The organism is Nocardiopsis metallicus (assembly GCF_014201115.1).
GTDB lineage: Bacteria > Actinomycetota > Actinomycetes > Streptosporangiales > Streptosporangiaceae > Nocardiopsis > Nocardiopsis metallicus.
On the sequence record NZ_JACHDO010000001.1, the window covers coordinates 3,763,730 to 3,778,913 of the forward strand.

The 15,184-nt window shown below is 66.1% G+C and carries 10 protein-coding genes and 1 tRNA gene; 3 read left to right on the plus strand and 8 right to left on the minus strand.

The features are described from left to right. Positions 1 to 324: 324 nt before the first annotated feature. Positions 325 to 1,215 carry a cobalamin biosynthesis protein gene (locus HNR07_RS16340; protein WP_221318838.1) on the minus strand — a complete coding sequence of 297 codons (891 nt, stop codon included), beginning with the start codon at positions 1,213 to 1,215 and terminating at the stop codon, positions 325 to 327. Between the two features lie 479 nt (positions 1,216 to 1,694). Between HNR07_RS16340 and HNR07_RS16345 the strand changes: the two genes are divergently transcribed. Further along, positions 1,695 to 1,770: transfer RNA gene (locus tag HNR07_RS16345), tRNA-Arg, on the plus strand. A 1,930-nt stretch (positions 1,771 to 3,700) separates the two neighbouring features. Here the strand turns inward: HNR07_RS16345 and HNR07_RS16350 are convergent. The 5 genes from HNR07_RS16350 to HNR07_RS34955 all read right to left on the minus strand — a co-directional run bounded on the left by HNR07_RS16350 (position 3,701) and on the right by HNR07_RS34955 (position 10,264). Beyond that, positions 3,701 to 5,200, minus strand: a complete 1,500-nt coding sequence (locus HNR07_RS16350) for a tyrosine-type recombinase/integrase (RefSeq protein WP_184365731.1) — start codon at positions 5,198 to 5,200, stop codon at positions 3,701 to 3,703. Then, entirely contained in the window at positions 5,201 to 5,482 is a 282-nt protein-coding gene (locus HNR07_RS34950) for a helix-turn-helix domain-containing protein (RefSeq protein WP_312893833.1), read from the minus strand. Between the two features lie 1,969 nt (positions 5,483 to 7,451). Further along, positions 7,452 to 7,946 carry a hypothetical protein gene (locus tag HNR07_RS16360; RefSeq protein WP_312893834.1) on the minus strand — a complete coding sequence of 165 codons (495 nt, stop codon included), beginning with the start codon at positions 7,944 to 7,946 and terminating at the stop codon, positions 7,452 to 7,454. Positions 7,947 to 8,308: 362 nt separating this feature from the next. Continuing rightward, the gene (locus HNR07_RS16365) at positions 8,309 to 8,812 is read right to left on the minus strand and encodes a hypothetical protein (RefSeq protein ID WP_184365733.1); all 504 of its coding nucleotides are present in this window, start codon (positions 8,810 to 8,812) and stop codon (positions 8,309 to 8,311) included. Positions 8,813 to 10,138: 1,326 nt separating this feature from the next. Then, positions 10,139 to 10,264, minus strand: coding sequence for a hypothetical protein (locus HNR07_RS34955; RefSeq protein ID WP_312893836.1), 126 nt, complete (start codon positions 10,262 to 10,264; stop codon positions 10,139 to 10,141). A gap of 300 nt (positions 10,265 to 10,564) precedes the next feature. Between HNR07_RS34955 and hisS the strand changes: the two genes are divergently transcribed. Then, the gene (gene hisS / locus HNR07_RS16375) at positions 10,565 to 11,815 is read left to right on the plus strand and encodes a histidine--tRNA ligase (protein WP_184365734.1); all 1,251 of its coding nucleotides are present in this window, start codon (positions 10,565 to 10,567) and stop codon (positions 11,813 to 11,815) included. Beyond that, on the plus strand, positions 11,812 to 12,747 hold the full coding sequence (locus tag HNR07_RS16380) for a phosphotransferase family protein (RefSeq protein ID WP_184365735.1): 936 nt from the start codon (positions 11,812 to 11,814) through the stop codon (positions 12,745 to 12,747). The genes hisS and HNR07_RS16380 overlap by 4 nt, the downstream gene beginning before the upstream one ends. A 1-nt stretch (position 12,748) precedes the next feature. On the opposite strand, the gene HNR07_RS16385 is transcribed toward HNR07_RS16380, so the two are convergent. Then, on the minus strand, positions 12,749 to 13,795 hold the full coding sequence (locus HNR07_RS16385; RefSeq protein WP_184365736.1) for a polyprenyl synthetase family protein: 1,047 nt from the start codon (positions 13,793 to 13,795) through the stop codon (positions 12,749 to 12,751). Next, the gene (locus HNR07_RS16390) at positions 13,789 to 15,126 is read right to left on the minus strand and encodes an ATP phosphoribosyltransferase regulatory subunit (protein ID WP_184365737.1); all 1,338 of its coding nucleotides are present in this window, start codon (positions 15,124 to 15,126) and stop codon (positions 13,789 to 13,791) included. Before HNR07_RS16390 ends, HNR07_RS16385 begins: the two co-directional genes overlap by 7 nt. Between the last annotated feature and the right edge of the window lie 58 nt (positions 15,127 to 15,184).

Sequence of the window (15,184 nt, forward strand, 5' to 3'; positions counted from 1 at the left end):
GTCATCGGCAGCACCACCAGCCCAAGGACCACCCCAGCAGCCACTCACGAATTCGCCCGACCTGCACCTGGTAGCCACCGCGCGCCCCCCGGCAGCGGCCCGCCCTCCGGGCCAGCGCCCGGTCGATGCCCCTCCCCTGCCTGCCAGGCCCCGCAAGGTCACCCGGCTGGCCGGCAGCACCACCAGGTCCGGAGCAGCCAACGGCCGCCACGGCCCCGTAGTGGCTACGCTCCTACCGCCGTTCGAGGCGGCCCCGCCACCAGCAGGGCCTCCGGAGGGGCGTTTGTCGACCGGAGCGACCCCCGAACCGTTCGCCCCCACCGTTCACCGGAGCACCGCCGTGAGCAACGCACCCAGGTTGACCGCGCGGGCCAGCCGGACCGCACGACGAATATCGGCAACCCCCACGGAAGGCCCCTCCCCCATCGGCGGCCGGTACTCCACCCGGTCGCCGTAGGTGTTGGCCCCGCCCAGGGTCCGGCCCAGCGCTCCCGCGAACGCGGCCTCGCACTGTCCGGCGTTGGGACTCGGATGCGCGTGGCGGTCCCGCCACCACACCCGCCAGGCCTGCTCCGGTCGGCCACCCACCACCGGCGCGGCCAGCACCGTCAACAGCGCGGTCAGCCTGGAGGGCGCCCACCCGGCCACGTCGTCCAGCCGAGCGGCGGCCTTCCCGAACCGTTCGTACCTGGCGTTGCGGTGCCCGACCATGGCGTCCAGCGTGTTCACCGCCCGAAACCCCACCAGTCCCCCCGTCCCGCACAGCGAACCCCACACCAGGGGACCCACCACCGCGTCCGAGGTGTTCTCCGCCACGGACTCCACCACGGCTCGGGCGAGACCGGCCTCGTCCAGTAGGGCGACCTCACGCCCGCAGAGCCCGCCCACCAGCTGCCGTGCCCGCTCCAGTTCCCCCTGTTCCAGGGCGTGCGCGACCTTCTCTGCTTCCCGTCCGAGCATGCTGCCGCCCAGCACGGCCCACGTGGCGGCCGCGACCAGCGCCGGGTTGCGCACCCGTGAACCCGCCAGGACGACCGATAGCACCGCGGCGCCCGCGAACAGGGCACCGGCCGCCACCGAGTCCCGGTAGAGCCACCGCTCCAGGTGTCCAGCGGCGGTGCCGAAGAGCGCCACCGGGTGCCCCCTCTTAGGGTCCGGCACCACCCTGTCCAGCCAGAACCCGGCCACCAGCCCGACTCTCACGCCCTTGGTCAACAGCGCCTCTTCTCATCGCCAAACCCCTGCAAACCCGCGTTTGCCACGCAATGTATTCGCCCATACACCTGGAGCATCCTAGAGTCGACCCAAGGAGGGGGCTCATGCTGTTCGCGGTGGCATCACTCATGATCCTGGCAGGTCAATGGTGGATCTTCTGACCCCCCTGGCCGCCCCGGGCCCAGAGGTGGCCGCCCAGAGGTTCACGAAACGCCAGCGGCACAGCAGCGCACCGGGGGTTAATCACGGGTAACGTGGGGCTCGACGCCCATAGCGACCGGTTTGGTGGAGCCCGAGTGGTAACGAGACGCAACTACGAATCACCGTAGTTGATGATGCTTTGCCCTCCCTTGGGGGACATCTGACGAATACCCTAGAATGTCTCCCCAGGGACACAAGAAGCACACCCCCGCGGCCCCTTATGCACGATCGGTCACAACTCGATCACGCACTGCCACATAGGGCCACAATTGAATCAGGCACCCGTAGCTCAGTGGATAGAGCATCGGACTTCTAATCCGACGGTCGCAGGTTCGAATCCTGCCGGGTGCGCCACAAAACCCCAGGTCAGAGGGGGTGCGCGAGGATCTCGGGAGAGGTCCTCGCGGTGTTTTCGGGGCTTGTGTGCTCCTGGTGTGCTCCCCAGTACAAGGTGAGTGCAGGTGGGGGTCGACCTCCCGGAGTACTTTGCCATCCCCTGGCGCCGCCCCCCAGACCATGGGGCGCTCCGTGCCCACCCTTTGGCACCCCAGGGGATGAGTGCGGCCTGGTGACTTTGGCCCCGCCAGCCCTCGGCGCTCCAAGCAGACACCATCGCTTTGACCTCCAGCTCGGCAGTGCGCATACGCATACAAATGGCGCAGACAGGCCACAGCGGCGAGCTGGAGTACCTACACCAGTTGCGACACAGCCAGCCCTGCCGAGTGCAATGATCCGGACCGTGCACGAACCTTAGTTCGCTCAGAAGGACAAGAAACACCAGATGCCTTCCACCATGCATCTGTGCTAGCATCACCTTCACTAAAGCGTGAAACGTTCCGCAGAGGAACGAAGGCCAGATGGGCACGCCATCCCGGATTTCGGCAGCCCAGGCCTGTGGGTGCGAAGCGCAACCTCTCTGCATAAATTTTACACGCCGTTCCTGCATGGGCGCAAAATCCTCAGGTGCTGACCGGGCAGTACCGAGCATTGGTTGCCTTAACTCATGTCCAGGAAACGCACTTCAAAGCACGACGAATCTGCCCGTCTACGCAAAAAATTCACTGGGGAATCTTTCCAGTCTGCACTTGCTGGCGTAGGCCGAAAAGGCTCTATCGGCTTGGATGAATGCTCTCCCGAACAGCTCTCTTTTCGTGCACATCTCGCACTGGGCCTGTTCAACACCGGAGATCCAGGAAAGCCCCCAGCAGCGTGGAATATCGGGCGAACTCACGTTTACGATCCAGTCGTTTCCCCGAGGTGGGGGCTCTTCATATTTATTGCTCACCGAGCCCCCTACAACGCCACTCGTACACTTCTCTCCAGAAGAGAACTTGGAGATTCTGGAAGTCGCCTCCCAGGCTTGCGACTCATCGGAACATCAAGCCAGTCTCGAGAAACTGTGCTGATGCTCCATGAGCCTAGTGGCGCTAGGTTTGCCATAACTGGTCTGAGCCATTGGAGCCCTAAAGAGGCACCCGGATCGCTTCATAGGGATGCCTCCTGGTGGGAGGGGTACCTGTCCCAGGGTGATTCGCTTACAGAAATAGAGAAGGAGGAAATATCAGCGATACCAAGCATGAGCTCCGACGCAAGGATCCTACTAGCCGGACTCACCAACCGGTACTCCCTCAAAGACCCAGACAAAAAATGGAAGATTGAGTGGGACAGCCCTCCACGGAAGCCAGGCGCAAAAGAAAGGACCAGGTGGTCTCGCCCAGACCTGGTTAATCGTCGCCTCTGGGGAGAAGATAATCACTGGACTATAGAATACAACCAGGGACCCCACCCTGAAGCTCTAACAGCAGCCCTCACACACCCTATCGCGGGAATCAAGGGGGCCTCATCGAACCCAACCAAAAATAGTCAGATTGTCAAACTAGGATCCGCGAAACTGGAAATCATGAACCCCTCGGTTCACAATTTCTACTCTCACGCCAGGAATCGAAGGCGGGGAAACAATGCTTGACCTCTCCGCACTCGATATTCCCTGGTGGGCCACATTTATACTTGCATCCCTACTTTCCCTTGGTGCGATTATTTGCGGCCTGGCAAAAATTCTAGTACCATCCAAATCCGAAGATCGGCTAGCGCTCTGGCGAATATTTATAAACAGGAAAGAACTCGGAAAACGGGGCGAAGGGAACACCGACGCACCAGCGGACCTTTGATCCGATGGTCCACAGGCCCCGGACGCGAGGAAACCCCAGGCCAGGACGGGTGAACCCGTATCCTCACCCGGGGTCGAAGCGCCTCGCGGGGCTCCTGGTGTGCTCCCCTGAACCGGCTACCGCACCGGCACCAAACCACCCGCCCCAGCCGGTACCGACGCCCCACGCAGCAGGGCGGCGGTGGCCTCGGCCGCCGCTTTAGCCACGTCCGGGAACACCGTTTGGTAGGTGTCCTGAGTGAAGTGCGTGGTGGAATGGCCCAGCTCAGCCGAAACCACCTTCACGTCCGTTCCCGCGGCCAACGCCATCGAGGCCGCCCCATGCCGCAGCCCGTGCAACGTGATCGGCGGCAACCCGGCCGCTCGTGCGATCCGGGAGAACCAGTCACTCACATGCGAGGGGTGCCACCCTTCCCCGTTCTGGCGGGTGAACACCAACCCCGAATCCACCCACTCCGGCCCCGCTTTCAGCCGGGCCTGGTTCTGGAACTTCTTCCACCCCCGCAGCACCTTCACCGTGTCCGCGTCCAGGGTGATGGTGCGCTGCCCGGCTTCGCTCTTCGGGGTCGTGGTGAGCGTGGTCCAGGACAACTGCACCACCTGCGTGCGGATATCCGCTTCCGCATCCGTGAGGCGGGTGTGGGCCCAGGGCAGCCCGACCGCTTCACCCCGGCGCAGGCCCTTGACGGCGATCAGGTGGAACAACGGGTGCAGCCACACGTACTTCCTCGAGTGCTCCAGGAAAGTGCGGGTCTGCTCCGGGGTCCACACCATCACCTCCCCCGGAATCGTCCCCTCGTTCTCCCACCGCTCGACTCGACCCGGTGTCCACACCAGCGGGCGTTTCCTCGGAGACGACGGCAGACGTGCGTGGGAGGCGACGTTGACGTTCACCGGCTCCTCCGGACTTCGCACCGCATCCGACAGGGCACTGCGAAGCGTGGCGCGGATGCGGTGCTTGGTCGACAGACTCACCACCCGCTGGCCTCGCACCGAGGCCCGCACCTTCGCGTCGTCGGATTCGCGGGCCTCCAGGATCCGCTCGTTGTTGGCCTCGATCCACTCGAACATCGCCTCGACCTGGCTGGACTTGAGCCGGTCCAGCCGGATCTTGCCCAGGTGCGGGACGAGGTATTTGCGGATGTGCCCGGCGTAGGAGGTCCGGGTTCCCTCCGCCAGGTCCGGCTTCGCCGCAAGCCACCCCTTCAGGTAGGCCCCCACGGTGGGGGCTTCCTTGCGCACGTCAGCCCCCGTCCCCAGGCGTTTGCGCACCTCCTCCACCGAAGGGAAGCAGGTGCGGGCCTTGAGGGCGTTCTGGATCAAATCCGCGATCTGCACCTCCACCTCTTGTTCCCCTTGGGCCAGATCGAGGAGGGCCTTGAGGTGGTCCAAGGCTTCCCAAGCCTGTTCCTGGCTCTCCAACCCGGTGCGACGAGCCTGACGCCGCTTCCCTCCGCTGGTGCGGGGGAGCTCGAGCTGGTACCCCCAGTCACCGTGGCGGGGGTTGAACGCCCCGCCCTGACGGCGCAGCTTCGGACACCGCACCCCCAGCGCCCGCCCGGAGTTCTCGTCCCGGCACCCGCAGCGCTTGAACACCCGTCCCTGATGAGAAGCCATCTACGACTCCCCCTCCATCCCGTGGTTACTGCGCGCACCACACCGTGAACACCCCTCACCGGCGGTGGAGGGCACCGGCAGCCCGAGGTGGGCCAGGACCCCCGCTGTGGGAATCCGCCAACTCCGGCCCACCCGCAACACGGGGACCGGAAACGATCCCTCGCGCAGGAGCCGGTAGGTGGTGGTGCGGCCCAACCCGAGCATCCGCCCGGCTTCGACCGGGTTCAGGACCACCGGCAATGAGCCGACCTCGTCCAATCGGACCGGAGTATCCGACCGCACCCCACCCACCTCCCCACCCTGTGTGAACTGCACGGATACGGTGCGCGGCCCCGCATCGTGCGGGGCACCACGCATCCACGCTCGACCTTGCCGAGGTGGTCAAGCGGATTCGTCAACAACACCACCGGATTTTTCCTCCCACGCTGATCCACCACCCGTTTGCGGACGGTTTGTCGGTTTCGATGGTCGGGGGCTACCAGTGGCCCCGTGTGGGCCCGAACCCGGGGTTCGGGCCCGCTGGGCGGGGCCGGGCTCTTCGGGGCGGTGTGGGGGCTTTGGTGGCCCCACACCGCCCCACCCTCCGGGCGGAACGGAAACCACCCGACCCAGCGCCCCACGCCCGCCCCGAACCCGGCGGCTCCGCCCCGGACACGAAGTGCCACCCACGTCCCGTGCTCGTCCCCACGCGCGTGCACCTCCTCTGGTTTTTCTCCCTCACCCAGTGAGGAAGCCGCCCCGCACCCGGATTCGACACCTCGCCCCGAAATCTCGGCCCAACCCCGTTGAAGAAGACAGGCAAGCAAGACGTGACCATCACCCCGGCAGATCCCGAGTGCTGAAGGCCCAGGCAAAGCCGAACAGCTCCCCTGCCACCGCCATGACCTTCTCGACCACACCCTCCCCACCGCGCACCGGCCCGGCCCCGCCTTCGCTTCCGGTTCGACAGCCACAGCCCCTGCGAACCCATCTCTGCCGCTGCCCGCACAATCCGCGACGGTGCACCAGACCACACGACCGAGACGGGGGCATGCTCGGCGCGCACCCGCACGATCACTGCTTTGATGCGCGCACGGATCTCGGATGATCATGAAAGCCCGAAATAATGGTTTTATTGAGGTTAGTGAATAACCTTTCATAAGTGAATATAAAAGGCGGGGAGTGGGGGTGGCGGGAAGGCTGAAACGGAAGAAGGGGTGGCGGGTCGGCGGGTCAGCCGACCCGCCAGCAGGCCGGGGCCGCCGCCCCCTACGTGAAGATGACTACCCACTGGGTATAAGTCTGGATTCGCGAGTCACACTCAAACGAGCTTTGGCCTGCAAGGATACCGACTTTCGGCCTGCTGGGGCCACTGGGGGCGCTGGCGTAGTCACAGGCGTAGTCACAGGCAGGGGGGCGGGCGTAGTCACAGGCATAGTCACAGGCGTAGTCACAGGAGCCCCCTGTTTTCACCCCCTCGCCGCCCCGGGAAGAGGGGAACCGCATGATAAAGGCTTCCCCCGATTCACTGAGTATTCTTTTATCCCCCGCTCAATCCCCCGCACCGCACCGGGGCCGCACGGCATGCCTCAACACGCACGCACCGCACCTGAAGCCCTCCGGTCCTCGTACCCGATCCGCGTCGTGATTCCTCACATCCAAGGAAAAATTGTTGGCTACTCAATTCTTTATCGGGGAATCGAAAGTAAAAATGGCGATCCGAGCAGGACTCTACCCGAGTCGAGGTCAGATCATGCACCCTTGAACATTTAGAGAAATTGAGTGATGAATAAGCGATCAAGGGGCGGAGAAGGGGGCGGACGGGCGGGCTGGGAGGAGCCAGAAGGGGGGCACGTGAGGTGGGCGGCCGAGGGGTCACCGCCGGGGGCCGCCGCCCCCTACGTGGAGTTGACTACCCACTGGGCATAAGTCTGGTTTTGAGCCACACCCCTAAAACCGGCCCTGAACTGCGAAAACGAGAGTTTCAGGGGGGTCCACAGGCGTGGAGGGGTCGGTGGAGTGATCGGTGGAGGGGGCGTTGGAGTACTGATTCACTAGCTCCCAACTGCCTTTCAGCGTGGACCTTCGGGCAGAAGCGGAGGGCGCGCGGCAACTCTCGGAAACCTCCGTGGTCCCGGCGATGGGTTTGGTTTCTTCAATTACGGAATTGTGGTGTCGATTCGCTGAATAAGAAACCCCAAAAACTATTCTTTATGGTTCTTGTCATCGTGAAAACCCAGCGCTACCCTCTCCTCGCCGTCGCAGGCCGCGCTCAGCCCGTATGAGTGACCACCGAGTGAATCTCACTCACCGGCACCGCTTCGGTTGCCGACGTGGACATGTCCTCCAGCTCGCCACCAGTGCCGGTGCTGGTGGACCAGGACACCGACCACTCCCACACCGCGACCAGATCCACCTCTACCCCCGCGCCACCAGGCGGCAGGGATGTGTAGGTGTGGCCGCAGTCCGGCGACCCCTCCTCCCGGAACACCGCACGGGAGAACACCGTCCCGGCGCTGTCGCAGACCACTTGGTGGCCGTCCCCGGTCTCCCACACCACCCGCTCCGGGGTAGCCACCACCGTCACCGACCCCGCGCCCACCGAGGCTGTCGCCGAAACCGGCTCCCACCCATCCGCGTCGATCCACATCCAGGAGGGCATGTTCACGAACCGCGGCTTACCGAGCGGCGGGGCCGTCCCGATCTCCGGCAACGGCAGGGTCATCGACGCCCGCGCCCGCTCAGCCAACATAGCCGGGTCAACCACGACCTGGGCATCTGCGCCTTGCGAAGCCGAGGAAGCCGAAGCCGAACACCGCGCCAGCCCGGAAGGCATCGGGGCCGGTCCCTCCTGCCCGGACTGGGTGAACTCCACATCCGGGAGCACACACACCGCTTCTGCTCTCCCGCTCGGGATCTGGCCACTCCCGGGGCTCGCGCCAGTCGCCGAAGGTACGGAGCCCTGTGGGGTTCCGGGAGCCCACGCCTGAACACGACACGAGCCACCAGCGCAATCGGTCGTAGCGAGGAAGTCCTGCGTGTCCGCTGCCACCGGAGCCGCAGGCCACGTCAGACTCAGACCCAGCCAAGCCGAGCCGAACGCCTTGCCAGCCCGGGCATAGGCCGACTTCAGCATGAGCCGTACTCCCCCAGCCAGAGGTCATCGACTCGCCAGCCATCCCCCTGGTCAAGGACGATGGCCTCGACAGGGCGCTTCCTCTCCCCCTGGGGACTGCCTTCACTGCCATCACTGACAAGCCATTGCGAGCTGTCGATGCAATCCTCGATACTCACCTCGGTGGAGTCGGCCCCAGACTCAACGATGACCGCATGGGGAGTCAGTACAGGTTCACCGGTGGCCTCGATGCCCTGGAGCATGGCCGTCACCAACTCGAGGGCCTGCCCCGAGGCGTATTTTTCCAGGTCCGGGTGCGCGACCGAACCTTCGTGCGAGCCTTCTACCACCACACCCCACATACTTCGATAGGCCTCCACCGCTTCCTCCTGTGGGGAAGGCCCGGGGTTGGACGGCGCGGCCAGGGGCGTGCTCGCCTCGGTCTGCTCGGGCTCTGCTTCCGGTGCGGCGCATCCCGCCAGCGCCACCACGAGCGCGGCACACACCACCCTGCGCATGGCACACCTCCGATTTCTTCTCTGACGTGAACCCACGCGGCGCTTTCGAAGGGTGACACTAGCCACACGCAGAGTCACTCCACAAGAGGAATTCGGGCACTCTCCGTCACCAAAACTGTGAAGAGAACCACCCGACCTCGGTGTCGAACTCTCTACCTGCACAAACACCAAAACGAGCAAACGCAAACAGGGCCACCCCCGGTGCGGGAACGGCCCTGCTACTTGTCTTCTACCTCAGGCGACCGGCTGCTGCTGGGCGTGCCACTGCCGGACCAGCCCCGCCAAGTCGTCCCATTCGCCCGGCTGCTGGACCTTGTTCACCCGCGCAGGGGAGATCGAAGGTGGCGGACTATGCCGGTGCCGCTGCGACGCCGAGCGCTCAGGCTGGCGGTGGCCGCGTGCTCGTTGCTCGTGCGCGACCAGGTACGGGCGCACCGCACGCCCACCCGCATCGTCCTCGCACCACCCGAACCTCGGCAACTGCGTCGACGTTACCTGGGGTGCGTAGAGCTGCCTGGCCCGGTCCGCGTGATCGCGACGGGCACGGTCATAGCGGCGCACCCACTCCGGCTCCGCAGACGGCACCGGGGCAGGTGCCGCCGCGACCGCTCGCCCGGGAGGCGTCTTCTTCGCTGGTCGCGGGCGCAACGGGGGCGGCGGCTTCTGCACGCCGAGAACGGCTTCGAGTACGGCCCCGACCGTCCAGCGCACGCGGCTGGCCCAGCCGCGTCGACGCCTGCGGTGGCGGCCCCTACCATGGTCCATGGTCTTCCTCCTGGCTGATTCAGGTGGGCGATCACGCCTCGGGCGGTGTTGGAGCACCGTCCGAGGCACTTTTTCTTTTGTTCTTCTTTTTTCTCGAGGTGCGTGTTCCGCTGTTCGGGGCTGGGTGGGTGTCAATGGCCCCGGCGAGGTCGTACGCCACTCGCTGAGACTGCGCTTCCTGACCCCACTCGATGCCAGCGGTCAGGTGCTTCTAGCTGGCTCTTCGGGGCCACTCGGTCGAGGTCAGCGGGGGCAGGCGGGGAGTGTGTGCGGGCATCACAAAGGAGCCCTCTCTTTTGAGCACGCGAAAGAATTCGGACAAATAGGAATCGCGTTCACCCGGGTGGAACGGCGTGGGTGCGATGTTTCCCTATGCAAGCGAGTATTTTCAACCCCGCATTGCGTAGAAGTCATGGACCAGCGAAAACACGGGAAATGGGGCTACGCGGGCGACGTGCCCGCACGGCCCCACAGCCGCCCCACGGCCCGCTGGGCGGCCCCGACCCGGGGGTTCCCCGGGCCGGGGCCGCCCTGTGCCGGTGTGGGGCGGGTGGTGGCCGCTCAGCCCGGCCGCACCGCCGCCACGAACACGGTCGGGTAGTAGGGGCCGTCCACGGGTTCGACCCGGATGCTCTGCCCTGTACGCGGTGAGTTGACCATCTGCCCGCCGCCCACGTACCTCGTCACGTGCGACGGGCCCCGGTGTCGTAGAACGGCATGTCACCCACCTGTATCTCACCCAAACCGATGCGGGTTCCAGCGTTGACCTGGTCGGTGGTCACCTGAGGCAAGGCCACCCCAACCGTCTTCCAAGCCTGGATAGCCCACCCGGAGCTGCCGAACACGTTCGCGTGAAATCACGCCAGGCGACTCCCAAATCAGAGTTCTCAAGGCCCAGATCCGCGAGTTTTCCCCAAGATCCGCAGAGCCCGGTTAGGTTGGGCCTTGGCAATCGCCGTTGAAGACATCACCTTGAGGAGAGCGATCGTGGCCCAACGCCCGTCCCCTGTGCGGGGTATGCGCGATGTCCTGCCCGATGCCGCAGAGCGGCGTCAGTGGCTGGAGGCCACCATCCATCATGAGTTCGCCAGGTTCGGGTACCGGCCCATCGAGACTCCCGCTCTGGAGGACCTGCGTTTCCTGGAGTCCGGCCAGGGCGGTGACAACGAGAAACTGATCTTCAAGACGCTGCGCCGTGGCCTCTCCCTAGAGCAGATCAGCGATGTGGCGTCCCTGGCCGACGCCGGACTGCGGTTCGACCTGACCGTCCCGCTGGCCCGCTTCTACGCCACCAACGCCCCGAACCTGCCGTCCCCGTTCCGAGCAGTGCAGATCGGGCCGGTCTGGCGTGCTGAGCGCCCCCAGAGAGGCCGCTACCGGCAGTTCACCCAGTGCGATATCGACATTCTCGGTGAGGCTTCGCTCCTGGCCGAGATCGAGCTTCTCAGCGCGGGTAGCCGGGCCTTGGCCGCGGTCGGGCTGGAGGAGTTCACGATCCGGCTCAACCACCGGCGTCTGCTCTCCAGCTTGTTGGGCGCGTGCGGTTTTCCCGACAATGCCCACGGACACGCTCTGATCGTGGTGGACAAGCTCGACAAGATCGATGTGAAGGGGGTTGAGCGTGAACTCGCGGACGCGGGCCACCCTCACACCGCGATCACCCAGTTGTCACAGGTGCTCGCGCGATCTGAGTCAGCGGGCACGCCTGACCAACTGGCCGAGGTGTTGCCCGCTGGGGTGGACGAGGAGTCCTTGGAGGAGTTGCGCACGATCGCCTCGGCGGTGGCCCTGCCCGAAGCCGCACCGAAGGCGCGGTTGGTCATGGACCTGTCACTGGTGCGCGGGATGGGCTACTACACCGGGCCGATCTTCGAGGTGGCCGCTCCGGGTCTTGGGTCCTCGATCGCCGGTGGTGGCCGCTACGACGAGATGATCGGGCGGATCGGCGGGCAGCCGACCCCCGCCTGCGGGTTCAGCATCGGTTTCGAGCGCTTGGCCGAGGTGCTCGCCCCCGCCTCTGGGCAGAGGGAGCACCGGGTGGCCCTGCTCTGGCGCTCCGATCAGGATCTGGCACGGGTCGCTGAGCACGCGGACCGGTTGCGTGACCGGGGCGATGTGGTCGAGACCGTGCATGTCGGGGGTAAGGGCAAGGGCGTGTACAAGCGTCTGGCCGCGTCCGGGTTCGACCTGGTGGTTCAGGCCCTGGACGAGTCCGAACCCCGCCCGTTGTCCACGTGAGCGGTTCGCGTCCCCGGTGGGGCGACCTTCCTACGGCTGTTCGCAGGAAGGTCGCTCTCTTCCTCGGGGAGGAGATCGTCAGCGAGAAGTCGCAGGAGGGCGGTTACACCCCGGCGTTGGCCTCGCTGCTGACCACCGCCAGCGGACGCGCGCTGTTCTGTAAGGCGATGCCGCAAGACCATCCTTTGTGTCCGACGTTGGATGCTGAAGCCGCCGTGGCCTCGGTCGTCCCGGAAGGGGCAGCTGTTCCACACCTGGTGTGGGAGGGCACAGAAGAGGAATGGCGGGTGGTGGTCTTCACCGCCGTTCTCGGTCGCCAGGCAGACCTGTCCCCAGGTTCCAACGACATTGACGCGGTCATCTCCTCGCTCGACGCCCTGGCAGACCACCTCACGCCCAGCCCTGTGGCGTCGACTCCCACCGCACGCCAGGTGCTTGGTCCGGTCCTGCACGGGTGGTCAGCCCTGGGAGAAGCCCCTTCGAGCGAGCTCGACCCCTGGGCCGTGGCCAACCTCGAACATCTCTCGGCGTCGGAAACCCTGTGGACTCGGTATGTGGAGGGCAACACTCTGGTGCACGGCGACATCCGCGCGGACCAGTTGCTCATCGACGCGCGCAAATGGGTGTGGGTGGTCGACTGGGCTCACCCCTGCCGTGGTGCGGCCTGGATCGACGCGGTGGAACTGGTGCCGCACCTCATCCTGGCCGGGCACACGCCCCGATCCGCCGAGAAGCGAGTGGCGGAGTCGGTGCGGTTCTCCTCGGCCCCGGCTGTGGCGGTCGACTCCTTCGCCATCGCGGCAGCCGGGTACTGGGCGCGGGCCTGCCGTCAGGCTCCTCCACCTGGCCAAGGCGGAGTGAGGTTGCGCGCCTTCCAGGCCAGGGCGGCGGAGGCCGCCCTGGCCTGGGTGCGCTATCGCTTCGGGGAGTGAGTTAGTCGAGAACGGGGCGCAGGCCCTTCAGGACACGCTGGTGCGCCAAATCGGTGATGTAGGCGTGGGCCGCCGCGCCGAGTCGAGCACGGGACAGGTCTTGCAGTGCCGTTTCGACCAGTGCGGCCGCGGTGTGAGCGGCGGCCCGGGCCGCTCCGGTGGTGACGAAGGCTCGGCGGATCTCCTCGGCCTGTTCGTCCGTGGCATGCTCCCCTTCGATTACCTGGCGCAGCCGGTGATCGGCGGGGAGGCGCTGGTGGAGTTCGATCAGGATGAGGGTGCGGCGCAGGGTGCGGATCTCGGCCGCGTCGTCCTTGCCCGCGTTCATCAGATCCGGGCATCCGGTGGCCAGGTCGTCCACGATCTGCGAAGCGGTGCCAATGGTCTCCAGAACACGGGCGACGGTCTCGCGCTGGTCGGGGTCCGCGCCGGTGGCGGCGTGCCCGATCCGCCACGGGAGGCCGTAGCAGTAGTCACCCGCCTTGTCGCGGTACATGCGCAGAACGGCCTCCGTGGTGATGGTGCCGACTTCGCGCTGCCACAGCAGTTCCTGGAGTTGTCCGTGCTGGGTCCGGCTCACGCACTCGATGACCACGTCCCACAGAACCGCTCGGGTTCGCGGTTCGGCGTCCTTCATCAGGTCCCTGATCAGGGAGAGGAGCAGGTCTCCCCAGAACAGGGCGGCGCCGTGGCCTGCGGCCCCGATACGGTGCCGGAACGCCTCGGGCAGGGTGGGGTGGCCGAACTTCTCGGTGTCGCCGTCGACGATGTCGTCGTGGATGGCGAAGAAGTCTCTGATCACCTGCGGGACCAGGGCGAGGGGACCGAGTTCCTCGACCAGGCTCTCGGGGAGTTCGGGCCGGTCGTGTCCGGCTCCGACCAGGGCCAGGACCGGGCGGGGCAGCAGGGAGTCGACCTGGGCGTAGGCCAGGTAATCCTGACCGAGGCCGCTCAGATGAGGTGGCAGTTCCTGCGTCCAGTGTGTGAGGGTCCTCCTCCACAGTGCGTTCAGGGGCGGGGAGAGGCGGTGCAGTGTGGTGGTCAGCACGAGGTGGTCTCCGGGATGTGTCGGGCCTGGGCGTAGCGGTGGAGGGAGTTGGTGTCGGCGGCCTCGCCCACCCACAGGTCCACGCGCTGGCCGTCGGTGCGGCCCCGGGTGGCGGTGTAGGCCCTCAGGTAGTCGCGAACCGGGTCTCCGGTCGAGGTCGGGACGAGGAGGCGGTCGGCGGTGCTGGGGCCGAAGTGGTGGGATCGCTGATGGGTGGGTGCGCCGGTGAAGGCTCCGCAGGCGTCCATGACGGCCAGGAGGCGTTCCATACCGAAGGCGAACCCGCTGGCGGGGACCGTTCCGGGTCCGTGTGAGGCGAAGTGGCCGATGAGGTGGTCGTAGCGGCCTCCGCCGGCGATTTCCACGAAGCTGGTGTCTTCCAGGACGACGTCGACCTCGAAGGCCAGGCCGGTGTAGTACTCGTGGCTGCGCACCACGCCCAGATCAATCACCGTGTTCAGGCCCGCCTGGCGTAGTGCCTGGGTCGTCGACGCGAGCTGTTCCAGATGGCCGGGGGCGACCTCGCCCAAGGTCGCCAGGAGGTCGGGGTCGATGTCTCCGGAGTCGTGGTGGGCCATCGCCTGCCAGCGCCGCACCGTTTCCGCGGGGCGGCCCGCGAGCAGGGTGTTCAGCCGCGTGGTGAGCTCACGAGCCCGGTCGGGGTCCTTGCCCGCCCGGCATTCGGCCAGGGCGTCCAGGCACTCCTTCACCGCGACGGTGGTCTGCTCTTCGAACCCGCTCTGTTCGGCCAGGGTCCGGAAGAGGGCCACGTCACTGATCCGAACGCGGACCGAGTGCTCTGGTACTCCCAAGGCGCGGAGTGCTCCGTCGATGAAGGTGATGATCTCCGCGTCGGCGGCCGGTGAGGCGACTCCGAGGATCTCGACTCCGAACTGGCGGAACTCGCGCGCCTTGCCCGGGGAGAGGGTGTCGACCGCTTCATTGCGCCAGCACGGCAGGTCGTAGAAGACCTTCAGCGGCAGGGTCTGTGCGGGCATGACCGAGGCCAGCCAGCGGGCCACGGAGACCGTGCCCTCGGGGATCAGTACGGCTGGGGTGTTCTCGTAGGTCCGGGTATGGCCGGGGCCGTAGTCGGGGACGTCGAGTTCGAAGACGCCCTTGGGGTTCCACTCGGGCCAGGGGGAGGCGCCGACGATCTGGCGGCTGAAGGAGGACTTGCGTTCCAGGGCGGGGACCTCGAGGCGGTCGTATCCGCGGGTGTGGGCGTAGTGGGCGAGCACGGACTGGGCGTAGTCGCGCTGGCGCAGTTCGGGGCCGAACCGGTCGCGGGTTCCCGCGAAGGGCTGGGTGTTGCGGGGGGTGTGGGGCACGGGGGCTCCGTTCCTTGCGGTCTCGTGTTCGGTTGAGTGGGTGGTCGTGGGCTTCGGG